The 13,573-nt window shown below is 66.0% G+C and carries 14 protein-coding genes and 1 riboswitch; of the genes, 1 reads left to right on the top strand and 13 read right to left on the bottom strand.

Features of this window, described 5'->3' with window-relative positions; translation table 11 throughout:
• Positions 1–129: 129 nt before the first annotated feature.
• The 13 genes from NX775_RS23735 to cobT all read right to left on the bottom strand — a co-directional run bounded on the left by NX775_RS23735 (position 130) and on the right by cobT (position 13,264).
• Entirely contained in the window at positions 130–1,596 is a 1,467-nt protein-coding gene (locus tag NX775_RS23735) for a cobyric acid synthase (RefSeq protein ID WP_258838223.1), read from the bottom strand.
• Positions 1,593–2,486: a cobalamin-binding protein gene (locus tag NX775_RS23730; protein ID WP_258838222.1), complete on the bottom strand. Its 894-nt coding sequence runs from the start codon at positions 2,484–2,486 to the stop codon at positions 1,593–1,595. The genes NX775_RS23735 and NX775_RS23730 overlap by 4 nt, the downstream gene beginning before the upstream one ends.
• Entirely contained in the window at positions 2,483–3,463 is a 981-nt protein-coding gene (gene cobD, locus NX775_RS23725; protein WP_258838221.1) for a threonine-phosphate decarboxylase CobD, read from the bottom strand. The genes NX775_RS23730 and cobD overlap by 4 nt, the downstream gene beginning before the upstream one ends.
• Positions 3,456–4,400, bottom strand: a complete 945-nt coding sequence (gene cbiB, locus NX775_RS23720) for an adenosylcobinamide-phosphate synthase CbiB (RefSeq protein ID WP_258838220.1) — start codon at positions 4,398–4,400, stop codon at positions 3,456–3,458. Before cbiB ends, cobD begins: the two co-directional genes overlap by 8 nt.
• Positions 4,394–4,954, bottom strand: a complete 561-nt coding sequence (cobU, locus tag NX775_RS23715) for a bifunctional adenosylcobinamide kinase/adenosylcobinamide-phosphate guanylyltransferase (RefSeq protein ID WP_258838219.1) — start codon at positions 4,952–4,954, stop codon at positions 4,394–4,396. The genes cbiB and cobU overlap by 7 nt, the downstream gene beginning before the upstream one ends.
• Complete coding sequence (locus tag NX775_RS23710; RefSeq protein WP_258838218.1) at positions 4,951–6,261, bottom strand: cobyrinic acid a,c-diamide synthase CobB; 1,311 nt, start codon at positions 6,259–6,261, stop codon at positions 4,951–4,953. Before NX775_RS23710 ends, cobU begins: the two co-directional genes overlap by 4 nt.
• On the bottom strand, positions 6,261–6,887 hold the full coding sequence (gene cobO / locus NX775_RS23705; protein ID WP_258838217.1) for a cob(I)yrinic acid a,c-diamide adenosyltransferase: 627 nt from the start codon (positions 6,885–6,887) through the stop codon (positions 6,261–6,263). Before cobO ends, NX775_RS23710 begins: the two co-directional genes overlap by 1 nt.
• Positions 6,884–7,663: an ABC transporter ATP-binding protein gene (locus tag NX775_RS23700; protein WP_258838216.1), complete on the bottom strand. Its 780-nt coding sequence runs from the start codon at positions 7,661–7,663 to the stop codon at positions 6,884–6,886. Before NX775_RS23700 ends, cobO begins: the two co-directional genes overlap by 4 nt.
• Positions 7,660–8,682: a FecCD family ABC transporter permease gene (locus tag NX775_RS23695; RefSeq protein ID WP_258838215.1), complete on the bottom strand. Its 1,023-nt coding sequence runs from the start codon at positions 8,680–8,682 to the stop codon at positions 7,660–7,662. Before NX775_RS23695 ends, NX775_RS23700 begins: the two co-directional genes overlap by 4 nt.
• 60 nt (positions 8,683–8,742) lie before the next feature.
• On the bottom strand, positions 8,743–10,575 hold the full coding sequence (locus tag NX775_RS23690) for a TonB-dependent receptor domain-containing protein (RefSeq protein WP_258838214.1): 1,833 nt from the start codon (positions 10,573–10,575) through the stop codon (positions 8,743–8,745).
• 65 nt (positions 10,576–10,640) lie between these two features.
• Positions 10,641–10,876: riboswitch (cobalamin riboswitch) on the bottom strand.
• Positions 10,877–10,896: 20 nt separating this feature from the next.
• A complete protein-coding gene (locus tag NX775_RS23685) occupies positions 10,897–11,439 on the bottom strand; it encodes a histidine phosphatase family protein (protein WP_258838213.1) in 543 nt (180 codons plus the stop codon).
• Positions 11,439–12,221 carry an adenosylcobinamide-GDP ribazoletransferase gene (locus NX775_RS23680; RefSeq protein WP_258838212.1) on the bottom strand — a complete coding sequence of 261 codons (783 nt, stop codon included), beginning with the start codon at positions 12,219–12,221 and terminating at the stop codon, positions 11,439–11,441. Before NX775_RS23680 ends, NX775_RS23685 begins: the two co-directional genes overlap by 1 nt.
• Positions 12,218–13,264: a nicotinate-nucleotide--dimethylbenzimidazole phosphoribosyltransferase gene (gene cobT / locus NX775_RS23675; protein ID WP_258838211.1), complete on the bottom strand. Its 1,047-nt coding sequence runs from the start codon at positions 13,262–13,264 to the stop codon at positions 12,218–12,220. The genes NX775_RS23680 and cobT overlap by 4 nt, the downstream gene beginning before the upstream one ends.
• Between cobT and NX775_RS23670 the strand changes: the two genes are divergently transcribed.
• Positions 13,263–13,460 carry a hypothetical protein gene (locus NX775_RS23670; RefSeq protein ID WP_258838210.1) on the top strand — a complete coding sequence of 66 codons (198 nt, stop codon included), beginning with the start codon at positions 13,263–13,265 and terminating at the stop codon, positions 13,458–13,460. The genes cobT and NX775_RS23670 overlap by 2 nt on opposite strands.
• Positions 13,461–13,573 lie beyond the last annotated feature (113 nt).

Below are 13,573 nucleotides of genomic sequence, written 5' to 3'. Positions count from 1 at the left end.
AATATGAGTGGGGCTTTTCGCTTTGGGGTGCTGTATTCAGCTGGTCCAATATACGACGATCCATCTGCACAAAAAAGCCCGCTGATTCACATCAGCGGGCTTTTGCGCATCCAGGGGAATAGCACTTCCTTATGTGCGATCCCGCAAGCCAATCAACCTGTCCAGCAATCCTTCCACCGACACCGCAATCCGATCCAGACTGGCTTCACGCAGCCGCGCAGTATCGACCACCTGCTCGCTGCGCGATCCCGCCCAGCGCAGCAACGCGCTGCAGGCATCCGGATGATCGAACAAGCCATGCAGATACGTCCCCATGATTTGGCCATCTGCCGACATCGCGCCTTCTCCGCGCCCGTCGATCGCAAACACAGGCCGCGTCATCGCCGCGCCACTCGATACGCCCATATGGATTTCATACCCACTGACGCGACCCGAGGCATCGCCCGGCGCGAACATACACAAACCTTCGACCCGCGTCAGCCGCTTGTCACATGTGAGCTCGGTATCGATATCGAGTAACCCGAGCCCATTCGACACACCTGGCGCACCTTCGACTCCGTGCGGGTCACCAACTGTCTTGCCCAACATCTGGAACCCGCCGCACACGCCAATGACCTTGCCGCCGTAACGCAAGTGGCGCGCGATCTGCTCACGCCACCCATGCACATCGAGCCAGGCCAGGTCGCCGCGCGTGTTTTTGCTGCCTGGGAGGATGATCAGGTCGGCGCCGGGAATCGCTTCGCCCTCGCGCACGAAGCGCAGGTCGACATCCGGATGCGCACGCAGCGCATCGAAATCGGTGTGATTGCTCATGCGCGGCAGGCTGGGCACAACCACGCGAAACGCGCCCTTGCTCGTTTGCGCCGCCTGCACAGCATCCTCCGCATCGAGGAACAGTCCGTGCAGATACGGCAGCACGGCCAGTACCGGCTTGCCGGTCTGCGCCTCAAGCCAATCCAGTCCAGGCTCAAGCAGCTTGATGTCGCCGCGGAAGCGGTTGATGACAAAGCCGATCACGCGGTCGCGCTCCGACTGCGACAGGCACGACAACGTCCCGACCAGGTGCGCGAACACGCCGCCACGATCGATGTCGGCCACCAGGATCACCGGGCAATCAACGGCTTCGGCAAAGCCCATATTGGCGATGTCGCGGTCGCGCAGATTGATTTCGGCCGGACTGCCGGCGCCTTCGACGATCACCGCCTCGTACTGCGCCAGCAGGCGTGCATGCGATTCGAGCACCGCGCCCATCGCGATCGGCTTGTACTGGTGGTAGTCGCGCGCATTCATGTCGGCGCGGACGCGGCCATGGATGATGACCTGGGCGCCGGTGTCGCTCGATGGCTTGAGCAGCACCGGGTTCATGTCGGTATGCGGTTCGATGCCGGCGGCGATGGCCTGCAGCGCTTGGGCGCGGCCGATCTCGCCGCCGTCGCGCGTGACCGCGCTGTTGAGCGCCATGTTCTGCGGCTTGAATGGCGCGACCTTCACGCCGCGCTGCATCAACAGCCGGCACAGCGCCGCGACCACCGTGGTCTTGCCGGCGTCCGACGTCGTCCCTTGCACCATCAGGGTCCGGTAAGGGAACGTGCTCATTTCGGGCGTCGCTGGCGTGCCTGCTCCAGCGCCTCGCACATCGTGGCGGTGCCCTGGATCATGCGCGGCCCCGCGCGATTGAGCAGATGGCCGTCGAGCGTGAACAGGTTATTGCGGCTCACTGCGGTCATGGTGCCGTAGGTTTTCCACAACTGCACGCCGCCATAGTTCTTTTCGGCCGTGGCGATGATCACTTCGGGATTCTCCTGCAGCACGCTCTCGAGCGTGACCACGGGCGCTGTCACGGCCAGCTTGTCGAAGACATTCACGCCGCCGCACAGGTGCATCGCATCGGTCAGGATGTGCTTTCCGCTGAGCGTGTACAGCGGCTTGTCCCACACCTGGTAAAAGACGCGTACCGGCGCGCGGCCTGCGTACTGCTTGCGCAGGCTGGCCAGCTGCGTACGCAGCCCTGCCGCCGCTGCCTTGGCGGTTGCATCGGTCCCCATCAACTGGCCAAGCCGCTCGACGCTGTCGGGAATGGCGTCGAGCGTCTGCGCATCGCTCTGGAACACGGGGATGCCGAGCTGGCGCACCATCTCGATTTGCCTGTCCGAGCTGTTGTGGCGCCAGGCCACGATCAGGTCGGGCTTCAGTGAAATTAACAACTCCATGTCGATCTCGCGGTTCGAGCCGATGCGCGGGATACGCTTGGCGGCCTCCGGATAATCGCTGTAGTTGACGGCGCCCACGACGCGGCTGCCGCCACCGGCCGCGAACAGCAGCTCGGTCACGCTCGGCGCGAGCGAGATGATGCGCAGTGCCGGCTTGGCGACCGTGACGGTCTGGCCGCCGTCGTCCTTGACCGTAATCGCGGCTTGCGCACAGTTGATCGACAGGCCTGCAATCACCAAAGTCGTCAGGGCAGCCGTCAGGATCGTTGTTTTCATCGTTGGTTCCATTCATGAAGTGCGTGTTCAAAGCGGTGCCATTCAGGTTCGCCTGCCGGCAGGCCGACGCGGATACCGCGTCCGGCATCCCGGAACAGCCGGCACCAGATGCCACGCGCCGCCATGTGGGTGTGGAAGGCTTCGGGTTGTGTCTGCGGCCACCAGCGAAACAGCGCCGTGCCACTGCTGGCGATGCCGTGTTCCAGCAACAGGTGCGTCATCCGCTCGCCGGACTGGCACAGACTGGTGCGCGTCGCGTGCTGCCAGACGCTATCGGTTAGCGCGGCCAGGGCGATTTCCTGCGCCGGACCGCTGATGGTCCATGGCCCCAGCAGGTCAGCCAGGTCGCGCAGCAGGCTGGCATGCGCGGCGACGAATCCCAGGCGCAGACCCGCGAGGCCAAAGAATTTGCCGATCGAGCGCAGCACGATGAGGCCGGGCTGCGAGGCGTGCATCGCCACGCTGAGCGCCGTCGCGGTGTCGCCAAAGGCTTCGTCGACGATGAGCCAGCCGCCGCGCGCCCGCAGGCGCGTGGCCCAGTCGAGCAGGCGCTCCGGCGCGATCGTTTCGCCGGTCGGGTTGTTCGGATTAACGACAACGACGACATCGCTGACATCGACCGCCGCTTCCAGCTCGGCATACGCAACCTGCCGCAACTGGTGGCCATGCTGGCACCAGTGGTGCGCGTGCTCGGCATACGACGGCGCCGACACGGCGACGCGCGACGGTGCGCGCAGGCGGGGCAGCGCCTGGATTGCGGCCTGCGTACCGGCGACAGGCAGCAAGTGCGGCGCTTGGTAGTACCCGCAGGCCGCCGCCAGCAACGCGGGATCCGGCTCGGGCAGGCGCAGCCAGGCACCTGGCGAGGGCGCCGGCGCCGGATAGCCATGCGGGTTGATCCCGGTCGACAGGTCGATCCAGTCATCGCGCCCGTCATACCGCGCGGCGTCGCGCAGGTTGCCGCCGTGTTCAAGCATGCGGCGCACCGATCGCGGATAACACGGCCAGCAGGCAGACGACGCCGAGCCAGAGCAGCGTCGTGCGCAGCACCAGCCGCCAGGCGCGCTGGATGTCGCCGGCACAGGCGGCAGGCCCGGCGCCCAGTGGCGGGCGTTGTTCGACCTCGCCATCGTAGACCGCCGCGCCGCCGAGTGACACACCCAGTGCGCCGGCGCCGCTGGCCATCACTGGCCCGGCGTTCGGGCTGCTCCACGCCGGCGCCTGCGTGCGCCAGCAGTGCCAGGCATGTGCACGCTTCGCCCCCGCGAGCAGCACATACGACAGCGCCGTCAGGCGCGCCGGTACATAGTTCATCACGTCGTCGATGCGCGCTGCAGGGCGGCCGAACAGATTGAAACGCGCGCTGCGATAACCCCACATCGCATCGAGCGTATTGGCGAGCCGGAACAGCACCGCGCCCGGCCCGCCCAGCAGGATGAACCAGAACAGCGTGCCGAATACGGCGTCGTTGCCGTTTTCAAGGAGCGACTCGGCGCTTGCCTTGGCCAGGTCGGACTCGCTGGCGTTGGCAGTGTCGCGGCTGACGATGCGGGCGGTCAGCGCGCGCGCTTGGGCCAGGTCGCCGCCGCGCAGCGCTTCGTAGATCGGGATCGTATGGTCGCGCAGGCTGCGCAGGCCGATGCACAGATACAGCAGCACCGCGTGCAGCCACAGGCCGGCAACATCGGTCAGGACCACGAACAGGATACTCAATGGCAGCACTGCCAACGCCCACGCGAGACTGCCACGCGGCAGGCGCAGGTTGCCGCGGTTCAGGCGCCGTTCGATAAAGGTCGCCAGATTGCCGAAGCCGACCAGCGGATGCCAGCGCCGCGTCTCGCCCAGCAGCAGGTCGAGCGCGACACCTGCCACCAGCAGCAGCGCCACCGTCGACAACGACAAGCCAGTCAGCACAGGGAACCCTTCAGAACAAGTGGCAGGCCGGCCGCGACCAGCACCGCGCGGTCCACGCGCGCAGCCACCGCCTGATTCAGCCGTCCGGCTTCGTCGGCAAAGCTGCGCGAGATCGCGCCCCAGGGCACGATGCCCATGCCGACTTCGTTCGACACAAACACCACGTCGCCGGGCAAGCCCGCATCGAGCAGGTCCAGCAGGGCCGCGCGCTCCTCGTGGAACCGATCTGGCAGCGTCAGGGCGCCGACTTCGGGATACTCCCGGCCATCGCAGAACATCAGGTTGCTGAGCCACAGCGTCAGGCAATCGACCAGCACCAGGCGGCCCGGCAGACATTCGGTGCGCAGCGTCTGCGCCAGCGCCAGTTCTTCCTCGACCGTGCGCCATTCGTGCGGCCGCTGCTCCCGGTGCAGCGCAATGCGCGCTGCCATCTCGCCATCACCCGCGCGCGAGGTAGCGATATACACGACTTCCTGGCCTGACTCGCGCGCCAGCCGTTCGGCAAAGGCGCTTTTGCCCGAGCGTGCGCCGCCAAAGACCAGCGTCGCGCTCATGGCGCACCGCCAAACAGCGTGGCAACCGCGCGCGGGTTGGACGGGAAGTAGCCGTGGAAGTAGGACGCGAACAGCGAGCCGACGCGGTACACCGCTTCACCCGGTGTCTGCGTGCGCTGCTTGACGGTATGTGCCTGCGGCGGGACGTCAGTGGCCAGCAGCGAATAGTGGAACGTGTGGCCGCGCAGTTCGCCCTCCGGCGTGGCCAGCGCATGCATCCCGAGGCCAGCCAGGCGCTGTTGCATCGCCACTTCGCCCGGCAGGACGCCGGCCATCTCCCAGCGCCGGCCATCACTGTCGGTCAAGCCATCGGCAAGGGCCATCATGCCGCCGCATTCGGCCACGATCGGCACGCCGCGCGCATGGGCCACGCGGATCGAATCGCGCCAGCGCGTTGCGCCTTGCAGCACCGCGCCATGCAGCTCGGGATAGCCGCCCGGCAGATAGACTGCGTTGGCATGGTCCGGCACCGCGTCGTTCGACAGCGGTGCAAAGTACGTGATCTGCGCGCCCAGCGCTTTAAGCAGCTCGACGTTCGCCGGATACACGAACATGAATGACGGGTCATGCGCGATCGCGATCGTGCGGCCGGCAAGCGGCGTGTCGATCTGCGCAGGGACGGCGTGCGCTGGTGCCAATGCGGGCGCCATCACCGGCAGCGCATCCCACGCCGCCTCATCGAACTCGATGCTGTCGGCCAGCGCGTCAAGGATACGCTGCAGTTCTTCGACTTCACCCGGCAGCACCAGGCCCAGTTGCCGTTCAGGCAGGTGATTCTCCTGGCGCGCCAGGGTGCCGATTAGCGGAATGTCGCGCAGCGACTCCTTGACCATCGCCGCGTGGCCGCTGCTGGCAACGCGGTTGGCGATCACGCCCGCCATCTGCACGGGACCATAGTCACGCAAGCCTTGTGCCACGGCGCCGGCCGTCTGGGCCATCGCCGATGCATCCAGCACCGCCAGCACCGGAATCCCGAACGCACGCGCCAGGTCGGCGCTCGATGGTGTGCCGTCGTACAGGCCCATCACGCCTTCGACGAGGATCGCGTCGGCCTCTGCGGCCGCATCCTGCAGGCGCTGGCGGCAGGCTTCCAGGCCGACCATCCACAGATCCAGATTGTGGACCGGTGTGCCGCATGCACTTTCCAGCATCACCGGATCGACGAAGTCGGGACCGCACTTGAACACGCGCACGCGCTTGCCCATGCGGATCAAACGCCGCGCCAGCGCGGCCGTGACGGTGGTCTTGCCCTGGCCGGACGCCATTGCTGCCACCAGCACCACACGCGCGCCGGGATGCGCGTTCATTACCACTCCGTCCCGGCCTGGGCGCCGATCCCCGCCTTGAACGCGTGCTTGACGACGTTCATTTCAGTGACGGTGTCGGCGACCGCCACCAGTTCGGGTGGCGCGCCGCGGCCCGTGATCACCACGTGCTGCATGGTCGGGCGATCCAGCAGGTCGGCGATCACGGTGTGCACGTCGACGTACCCGTATTTGAGCGCGATATTCAGTTCGTCCAGCACCACCATGCCGATGGCGGGATCGGACAGGAACTGCTTGGCCAGCGCCCACGCCTCGGTCGCTTTTTCGATGTCGCGCTCGCGGTTCTGGGTTTCCCAGGTATAGCCTTCGCCCATCGCATGGAAACGCACTTCCTCCGGGAAGCGGCGCAGGAAGGTTTCTTCGCCGGTCGACAGCGCGCCCTTGATGAACTGGACCACGCCGACCTGCATGCCATGGCCCAGCGCGCGCGCGACCATGCCGAACGCGCTCGAGCTCTTGCCCTTGCCATTGCCGGTATTGACGATGATGATGCCGATTTCCTTGTCGGCCGACGCGATCTTTGCGTCGATGACGGCTTTCTTGCGCTCCATGCGCACGCGATGGCGTTCGTTCAGCGCTGCGGTTTGTTCGGGAGTCATGTCATTCATGCGGAATCCTCTTGAGGGATGAAGATGCGGCGGCCGTGATGTTCGATCATCTCGATCGGGTGGCCGAGGTAGTCGCCCAGCAGAGCGGGCTGCATGGTCTGTTCATTGGTGCCGGCGTGCCAGCGGCCATCGCCCATCAGCAGCAGCACGTGCGTCGAGATGCGCGAAGCCAGGTTCAGGTCGTGGCCGATCATGACCACGGTCTTGTTCTGCTCGCGGCACAGGCGCGCAAGCAGGCCTGTCACGCTCACCTGATGGGCCAGGTCGAGCGCATTGGCTGGCTCGTCGAGCAGTAGCAGCGGGGTTTGTTGGGCCAGCAGGGCGGCAATCGCCACGCGCTGGCGCTCGCCGCCGGACAGCGTGCGCACGTCGCGCGCCGCCAGGTTACTCACGTCCATTGACGCCAGGGCTTCCAGCGCAATCTGATGGTCGTCGCTGCCTTCCCAGTAGCGGTTGGCGTGGTACGGGTGGCGTGCCGAGAGTACGCTCTCGAGCACCGTGTAGGCAAAGGCGTCGTGGCGCGATTGCGCGAGAAAGGCGCGTTCGCGCGCCAGGTCGGTCAGCGGCCAGGCCGCCAGGGCGCGCCCGCCGATGTGGATGGCGCCGCCGTCTGGCTGGTGCAAGCCTGCCAGCGTGCGCAGCAAGGTGCTCTTGCCGGCGCCATTGCGGCCGATGATGCTCCAGCATTCGCCCGGTTGCGCGGCCCAGTCGAGGCCCTGCACCAGGGTGCGCCCGGCAATGGACAAGCGCAGGTCGTGGGTGGCGATAACGGTCATTTGCGCATGCGGTGCAGTTGATACAGGAAGACCGGCGCACCGATCATCGCCGTGATGGCGCCGACCGGCAGTTGCTGCGGCGCGACGATCGTGCGTGCCAGCGTATCGCACAGCACGAGGAACGCGCCGCCGCTCAGGACGACGGCGGGAATCAGCACGCGGTGATCGGGACCGAAGGCAAAGCGGCAGGCGTGCGGCACGATCAGGCCGACGAAGCCAACGGCGCCGGCGCTGGTGACGGCGCTCGCGGTGAGCAGGGCCGACACAAAAAACAGGCCCTTGCGCAGCGCGCTCACGCGCACGCCCAGCGTGACGGCATTTTCGGCGTGCAGCGCGACCATGTTCATGGCGCGCGCACTGCGCATGGCAAACAGCAGCGCGCCGACCAGCACGAGCCACGGCGCCAGGCGCAGCGGCGCGCCGGCCAGATCGCCAATCAGCCAGAAGATCATGCTGCGCAGGCGCCCCTCCGGCGCGATCGACAGCATGAGGGTAACAAGGGAGCCGCACAGGGCCGAGACGATCACGCCGGTCAGCAGCAGCATCGAGGCGCCGCCTTCGGCAGCCTGGCCGCTGCGCAGATCGCGCCGCGCCAGCGCGTACAGCAGCAGGGAGACGCTGACGGCGCCGACCAGTGCAGCCGCATCGACCATCAGCGTGGACGCCATGAGCAGCAAAGCGAGGAGGGCGCCGACCGAGGCGCCGGACGAGACGCCCAGCACATACGGGTCGGCAAGGGGATTGCGTAACAGCGCCTGCATCATCAGGCCGGCCAGGGCGAGGGCGCCGCCAGTGGCAAAGGCCACCAGCGCGCGGCTGGCGCGCAGGTCGAGCAGGGAGGCGGACAGGGATTCGGGTTTGCCACTGGCCAGCTGGCGCAGGGCGTCGGGGATGTCGCTGAGCGGCACGCGGATGGAACCGGTCATGCCCGAGAACAGCAGGGTGGCGATGGCCAGGACCAGCATGGCGCCGACGATGAGCGTGGCGCGTTGGCGTAATGACGGGACGGGTGCTTGCATGCGGGCCCTGATAGTTGATCGATGCCCGCGGCGCGTGCGCCGCGGGCGGAAAATGCCAGCTTAACGGATGCCGTAGCGCAGCGACGCGAACCAGGTGCGGCCGCTGGTGCCGTAGTTGCGCGCCACTTCGTAGTTCTTGTCCGCGACGTTGTTCACGCGCAGCAGCAAGGACCAGTCGGGCGTGAACTGGTACGTGGTGTACAGGTTCAGCAAGCCGTAGCCGCCCAGGCGGCTGGTATTGGGCGCGTTGTCGAAGCGGTCACCCGACACGGTCAGCTCGGCGCCGCTCTTTAACTGGCCCATCACGTAGTCGGCCGCGAAGTTGGCGTGCTTCTTCGCGCGGCGCGCCAGCTGGCGGCCGGTGGTGTCATCGCGCGGATCCTGCCAATCGAGGCTGGCGCGCAGGTTCACGTCCATCAGGCGCGTGCTGCCGGCCAGCGAGAAGCCTTCGAGCGTCGCTTCGTTGACGTTGTAGGCGCAGCTGCGGTTTTTACCATCCGGGCAGGGCGTGCTCGATACGATCATGTCGGTCAGGCGGTTGTGGAAGTACGTGGCGTCGAGCTTGTAGCCGTTGCCGTCGTAGCGCAGGCCCACTTCACGGTTGCGGCCTTTTTCTGGCTTGTTCGTCTCCAGGCCGTAGTTCGGGAAGTACAACTCGTTGAAAGTCGGGGCGCGGAAGCTCGTGCCGATGCTGGCGGTGGCGCGCAGGCCGTTGCCAAACTCGTAGCCGTAGCCGGCGGCGCCGGTATTCTGGCTGCCGTAGACCGAGCGGTCCTGGCGCGCGCTGACGTCGAACAGGTGATTGGCGCGCTTGGCCGAATACGCCGCTGCATACGAATTGGTGATGCGCGTCTTGCGCATCGACGCGACCTCTTCTTTGCGGTGGTTGAACAGCAACTGCAGCGTGTCCTGGCCGATGGCGACGTTGTTTTGCCACGAGAATTCGTTCTGCTCGGTGTCGGCCTGGCTGGCGCCGCTGGCCGTGGCGTTGCTGAAGCTGCCCGACTTGTCTTCCGAACGCGCGTACTGCACGGTGCTGCGCCAGTTCGGCAGGATCTGGTTGGTCATGAAGACGGCGGCGGTATTGAGGTCCGTGTCGCTGTGCACATCGTAGCTGCCGGAACCACTGGCATCGTACTGGCTGTACGTGCGGCTGGCCAGGAACTGGGCGCCGATCTCGTGACCCGGCGCGAGCGCCATCGATACACGACCATTGGCGTTGCGGCGGCGGTAGCCGTCTTCGTCGGCGTTGTAGCCTGAGGCACCGGGCCGCGTGGACGAGAAGCCGTCCGACTCTTCGTAGCCAGCGCCGAAGGCATAGTTGATGGCATTTGGGCCGCCGCTGCTGCCGAAGATGCCTGCGTCGCCCTGCAGCGTCGCGCTGCTGCCCGCGCCGACCGAAGCGGTGACAACAGGTGCGCCTTCGCCCTTGCGCGTGAAGATCTGGATCACGCCGCCGATGGCGTCCGCGCCGTACAGCGTGCTCAGTGGACCGTAGACGATTTCGATGCGGTCGATGGCGCCCAGCGGGATGGCATTCCAGCTGGCGGTGCCGGTAGTGCCCGAGGCGATGCGCACGCCGTCGAGCAGCACGACGATCTGGTTGGCGTTCGCGCCGCGCACGTAGACGCTGGTGGCGGTGCCGGCCGGGCCGTTGCGGGTGATCTCGATGCCGCGCTGGCGCTGCAGGATGTCGGCCACCGAGCCGGCGCCCGAGCGCGCGATTTCTTCGGCGTTGATGACGGTGGTGTCGGCGATCAGGTCTGCAGCGGGTTGTGGGGTGCGGGTGGCGGTGACGACGACGGTGTCAGCGACTTCGGCGATGGCAGTGGACGAGATGAGGGCGAGTGCGAGCGACACGGCCGCCGCTTGCCGGCTTACTGGAAAATTCATGAATGGTTCTTATCAAAGGCATCCCGCCGACGTCCCCGTGGGCTGGATTCAAAGGATCGCGCTGTGCGCGTATCCACCTTTTGGCCGGTATCCGGGCTGACAAGTATGGCCGTCCGACCTTCCCATGCTCAGAAAAGCACAGTGGTATGAGGGGGCGGTTTGCCGCAGGACCCGATGAGAGGCTGCAGCACTTGCTTACCGTTGCGGGGGCAGCACGCGTTGGCCCTGTGAAGAGCTTCGTGTTTCCCGTTTAACTGCACCTGCGAACGCAGGTGCGAGCACCAAAACGCGCTCATTATAAGGTGGTTGAACCGGGCATTGTCATATTTCCAGCACCATGACTTCGCCGTAGCCGATCTGATGTGGTGTCGATGCCGCACGCAGCGCAGCATCGTGCAATGTGCCGCCGCCGGACATGGCGTGCAGCAGACGCATGGCGCCGGCGTGACAGATGACGAGTGCTGCGGCGCACCCTGTGCGCTGCATGTCGGCGCGAAACGCGGCCACGCGCATGGCCACCTGCAGGACGTTTTCGCCGCCGCCGGGGCGGTAGTGGAGCAGGTCGGCGTTCCAGGCATCGATCTCGTCTCGGGCGATAGTGTTCCAGTCGCGCAGCTCCCACGCACCGAAGTCCATCTCGGCCAGGCGTGCGTCGAACGTCGGTGCGCTTGACAGCTGCTGCGCCAGCACTGCGCTGCGCTGCAAAGGACTGGTGTAGACCGGCATGGCGCCGGGAAGGCCTTGATTGGTCAGCGCCGTCAGCACGCGTGCGGTGTCTGTTGCTTGCGCCGGCAAGTCGGTGCGGCCATAGCAGTACCCGGCCGGCACGTCCGGTTTCGGGTGGCGTACGAGGTAGAGGCGCATCAGGCCAGCGCGCTGCGGCCAAGCGTGGCCAGCACCGCGATATAGATGGCCACTTCGGCCAACTGCTGCACGGCGCCGAGGCAGTCGCCCGTATAGCCCTGCAGCCGGTGCGTGAATGTGCGGGCCAGCCAGCGCGTGGCCAGCAAGGCAGCAAACAGCGCTGCGCCAATCGCAGCCAGGTCGAGCAGGCCTATGGCGAGCAGCGCGAGCGCCGGGACCAGCACCGTGAGCGTTGCGATCCCGAATTCGGCGCTGCTCATGCGCACGGCCAGCGGCTTGGCCTTGCCTTCGGCGCGGGCGTATTCCATCTGCCAGATCAGGGACGTGGCGGCCAGGCGCGAGAGCGGGTGCGCCAGCAGCAGGGCGCCGATGGCGGTAAGGGGCGGCAGCGTGGCGAGTGCAGCCAGCTTCGCGCCCAGCATGCAGACGATGCCGATCGCGCCATACGCACCGACGCGCGAATCCTTCATGATCTCGAGCGCGCGTTCTTTCGTCATGCCGCCGCCCAGACCGTCGCAGGTGTCGGCGAAGCCGTCTTCGTGGAAGGCGCCGGTGAGGTAGATAGTCGCGGCGGTGGAGAGCACGGCGGCCACTGGCGCTGGCAGCCAGTGCGCGGAGATGAAGTAGACGGCCGCGCCGATGGCGCCCACCACGACGCCCACCAGCGGGAAGTAGCGCGACGCGTGATTGAGCCATGCCGGCTCGAAGCCGACCCAGTGCGGGATCGGGATCCGCGTGAAAAACTGCAGCGCAATGAAGAACAGGCGCAGTTGATGGATCATCCCGTGTGCTCGCCCAGTTGTGCCGAAACTTGGGCCGATGCGAAGGTCGCCATCTCGTTGACGAAATTGGCGGCTGCGTGCAGCAGGGGCAGGGCAAGGGCGCTGCCGGTGCCTTCGCCCAGACGCAGGCCCAGGTCGAGCAGCGGCCGTGCCCCAAGCTGCTCGAGCAGCAGGGCGTGGCCATGCTCGCCAGAGCAGTGCGCGAACACGCAGTAGTCGAGAATCGCCGGTTGCAGGCGCGTAGCGACCAGCAGCGCGCTGGTGACGATGAAGCCGTCGATCAGCAGCACCTTGCGCAGGCTGGCTGCCTGCAGCATGGCGCCGGCCATCATCGCGATCTCGAAGCCGCCGAAGGTGGCCAGGACCTCGAGCGGTTCGTGCACGCTGGCGTAATGCGCGACGGCGGCAGCAACCACGCGCTCTTTATGACGGATGCCGTCAGGCGTCAGGCCGGTGCCGGCGCCAACGCAGGCAGCCGCCGGCTGGCCGGTCAGCTTGTGCATCAGCGCTGCCGCAGCGGTCGTGTTCCCGATGCCCATCTCGCCGAAGCCCACGACATTGCCGGGCAGGTCGCGCGCCAGGGCCATGCCGTGTTCGAGGGCGGTAGCACAGTGCTGCGCCGACATCGCCGGTTCGATGGCGAAGTTATTGGTGCCATTGGCGACTTTTCGGTCGAGCAGACCAGCGCGTACGCCGAAGTCGTGGTTCACGCCGGCGTCGATCACGCGCAGCGCGCAGCCATTCTGGCGCGCGAACACATTGATGGCAGCACCGTTGGCGAGGAAGTTTTCGACCATCTGCCAAGTGACGTCTTGGGGATAGGCGGAAATGCCTTCGGCGACCACGCCATGGTCGGCGGCAAAGACGAGGATGGCAGGCTGGTCGATCGTCACCCGGGTTGTCTGCTGGATCAGGCCCAACTGGGTGGCGAGATCCTCCAGACGTCCCAGGCTGCCAAGCGGCTTGGTCTTGTTATTGATCGCGGCGGCCAGGGATTGGGACAGCGCCGCATGGGCGATCGGGGCAATAACAGGAATATGCATGAGTAATAAAAAGGTCGCTATGGGCGGCGGCCACGATATCACAAGAGAAAGCATTGCAAGACCATCCTGGCTTTGTTATAGTCTCGCTCCTCGACGCAGACGCCGCCTCAAACGCAACGACAGCGAAGAAAAAGAAGGAAAGAAGGGGTTGACGAAAAATGAGAAACACTTCATAATCTCGCCTCTCTGCTGCTAACGAACACAACGCTTCGTAGCAAGCGGCAGAAAACGCAGCACCGAATAAAGTTCTTTAAAAATTAACAGTCGATAAGTGTGGGCGTTTGATGAAGGTGCCAAAGACTTCGGTCT

Source organism: Massilia aurea (genome assembly GCF_024753205.1).
GTDB classification, from domain to species: domain Bacteria; phylum Pseudomonadota; class Gammaproteobacteria; order Burkholderiales; family Burkholderiaceae_D; genus Telluria; species Telluria aurea.
Note: the sequence above shows the minus strand (reverse complement) of the source record. Positions and strands in the feature narration are given on the sequence as shown.

Bases quoted from the DNA above. Each gene is read 5' to 3' on its own strand.
- NX775_RS23695 (WP_258838215.1), bottom strand. From the start codon at position 8,682: ATGCAAGCACCCGTCCCGTCATTACGCCAACGCGCCACGCTCATCGTC.
- cobU (WP_258838219.1), bottom strand. From the start codon at position 4,954: ATGAGCGCGACGCTGGTCTTTGGCGGCGCACGCTCGGGCAAAAGCGCC.
- cobO (WP_258838217.1), bottom strand. From the start codon at position 6,887: ATGAATGACATGACTCCCGAACAAACCGCAGCGCTGAACGAACGCCAT.
- NX775_RS23690 (WP_258838214.1), bottom strand. From the start codon at position 10,575: ATGAATTTTCCAGTAAGCCGGCAAGCGGCGGCCGTGTCGCTCGCACTC.
- cobT (WP_258838211.1), bottom strand. From the start codon at position 13,264: ATGCATATTCCTGTTATTGCCCCGATCGCCCATGCGGCGCTGTCCCAA.
- cobD (WP_258838221.1), bottom strand. From the start codon at position 3,463: ATGCTTGAACACGGCGGCAACCTGCGCGACGCCGCGCGGTATGACGGG.
- NX775_RS23700 (WP_258838216.1), bottom strand. From the start codon at position 7,663: ATGACCGTTATCGCCACCCACGACCTGCGCTTGTCCATTGCCGGGCGC.
- NX775_RS23735 (WP_258838223.1), bottom strand. From the start codon at position 1,596: ATGAGCACGTTCCCTTACCGGACCCTGATGGTGCAAGGGACGACGTCG.
- NX775_RS23680 (WP_258838212.1), bottom strand. From the start codon at position 12,221: ATGATCCATCAACTGCGCCTGTTCTTCATTGCGCTGCAGTTTTTCACG.
- NX775_RS23730 (WP_258838222.1), bottom strand. From the start codon at position 2,486: ATGAAAACAACGATCCTGACGGCTGCCCTGACGACTTTGGTGATTGCA.
- NX775_RS23710 (WP_258838218.1), bottom strand. From the start codon at position 6,261: ATGAACGCGCATCCCGGCGCGCGTGTGGTGCTGGTGGCAGCAATGGCG.
- NX775_RS23685 (WP_258838213.1), bottom strand. From the start codon at position 11,439: ATGCGCCTCTACCTCGTACGCCACCCGAAACCGGACGTGCCGGCCGGG.
- NX775_RS23670 (WP_258838210.1), top strand. From the start codon at position 13,263: ATGAGTAATAAAAAGGTCGCTATGGGCGGCGGCCACGATATCACAAGA.